Here is a 1,974-nt window from a genome sequence, read left to right as displayed (position 1 = left end):
CAGCATGGCCAGTGCAATCGTGGTGACAAATCGGAGAGCCTCACGCCAATCGGTCGGGGAATGAGGGGCCAGTTCGAGCGGGGCGTCACCGACTGCCCAGGTGTGGAGGCCGGTTACCGCGGTCGTCAACCACACGGACAGGAAGGCGGTCGCGGCAATGCTCAGCAGGGTCAGGCCTGCTTGCCGCGCCGCGAGGCGGATGCCCAGCGAATAACCCGAGACCAGCGAGGCAGCCGCTGCGGCCGCGTACAGGTAGACGTCGGAGGTGTCATAGACCAGGACGAGCGATACCTCTGCCAGCAGGATGGCCACGATGGTCCAGCCGCAGCGGCTGAGCAGCCGGCGGGCCAGCGGCTCGGCGCGGCATGGTGCGATGGCTGCGGCATACGGCGCGAGCGACCGGACCGACTCCAGTTCGTGGCGCAATTCGCGCAGCAGGTCGACATCGCGGCCACAGGCGCTGCAGGCACGCGACTCGCCGGTCTTGGAGTGACAGTATGGGCACAGGTCCGCATCCGGCCAGCGGGCGAGCAGCGATCGTCCCGTACTCATCGCCCGGTTCCTCAAGGCCGCACCGTCAACGCGAGTTTGCGGACGCCATCGTGCAGCTGGTCGTCGCTGACGCTGATCAGGATTTCGTGCTGGCCGGGCGGAACGACCACCTCCTGGATATYGAGTCGTGAAGCGGTCAGGAAGGGCTTGACACGCTCCGTCAGGTTGACCGGCGGCTGGCGCGAGTAGACGAGGTTCACGCTGCCCGGATCGATCTTGGCATCGCCATGGGCGCGGAACGCGATCCTCAGGCGAAAGGGCGACTTCACCGGCTCCCCTGCCTTCGGTGACAGCACCTCGATGGTCGGTGGCAGCGTGACGCCTGACCTCGCGGTCAGTGTCGTGGACGGGAGGGCCGCTTCTTCCTTCGTGATCAGAATGAGCGGCGCGGCGGCGACGCTCCATGCCGACATCGACAGTCCTGCGGCAAGGGCCCTCAACAGCGGGCTTTTCAGCATGTGGCCTCCACTCGCTCTTCGCATTCGAGACCGGAAAATGCTATGGGAGTGCGGCAAGGTCCGCACCCTCACTACTAACTATGGACCGTCGGACACGGCTGACGTGAACTCGGCATGCACCCCGGCTGACAGCGCGCGAGTTGAACGGGACGATGCAGCCCCATGGACTCCATCAACCAGCAACAACCCGAGCAGAACCGCCAGGACCTGCAGGCCGCCGACGCCATCGCCCGTATCCGCGCGGTGGTCGACAAGAATTCATCGTGCTTCTTCTGCACCGCAAGCCGCATCGGCGACGCGGTCGCGGCAAGGCCGATGAGCGTGCAACAGACAGATGAGCGCGGCCACCTGTGGTTCCTCAGCGCGAATGACAGCCACAAGAATGCCGAGATCGCGGCCGACCCGCAGGTCACGCTGTACTTTCAGGCATCGAAGCACTCCGACTTCCTGCAGCTGCGAGGCCGCGCGACCGTCTCGACCGACAAGGCGAAGATCCAGGAACTGTGGGCCGCACCGATCAAGACCTGGTTCACCGGCGGCATCGACGATCCGCGCATCACCGTCATCGAGTTCGTACCGACCGATGGCTACTACTGGGACAACAAGCACGGCGACGCCATCGCCGGCCTGAAGATCCTGATCGGCGCGGCCGTGGGCAAGACGCTCGACGACTCGATCGAGGGGCGCGTCAGCTTGTAGCTACACACCTGCTCACATCCCCGCCGTTGCCAGTTGGAACCAGTTCCATAACACTGCCGCGACGCAGGCAATGACCTGCCAACCAGGGGACGGACGATGCGCAGGATTCACCTGAAGTGGAATGCCGCCGGCGTGGCCGCGGCGATCAGCCTGATCGGCACGCTGGCAGCGTGCGGCGGCAGCGAGAGCGGTACGGCGGATGCGCCGGCAGCTGATGCGCCGTCGGAATCGGCCGCCGCCTTCGCGCCCGCCACCGACACCACGC

At 65.8% G+C, this 1,974-nt stretch carries 3 protein-coding genes; 1 reads left to right on the top strand and 2 read right to left on the bottom strand.

The window, feature by feature from the left end:
• Positions 1–552 (bottom strand): hypothetical protein (locus AC1D12_RS31980; protein WP_477845189.1); only part of this gene is annotated, 552 nt, incomplete at its 3' end.
• Between the two features lie 11 nt (positions 553–563).
• Positions 564–1,010: a hypothetical protein gene (locus AC1D12_RS31975; RefSeq protein WP_477845188.1), complete on the bottom strand. Its 447-nt coding sequence runs from the start codon at positions 1,008–1,010 to the stop codon at positions 564–566.
• Positions 1,011–1,172: 162 nt separating this feature from the next.
• Between AC1D12_RS31975 and AC1D12_RS31970 the strand changes: the two genes are divergently transcribed.
• The gene (locus AC1D12_RS31970; RefSeq protein ID WP_477826054.1) at positions 1,173–1,709 is read left to right on the top strand and encodes a pyridoxamine 5'-phosphate oxidase family protein; all 537 of its coding nucleotides are present in this window, start codon (positions 1,173–1,175) and stop codon (positions 1,707–1,709) included.
• Positions 1,710–1,974: the final 265 nt, after the last annotated feature.

The sequence above is a fragment of the Rhizobacter sp. P1_G5 genome (genome assembly GCF_056405435.1).
Note: the sequence above shows the minus strand (reverse complement) of the source record. Positions and strands in the feature narration are given on the sequence as shown.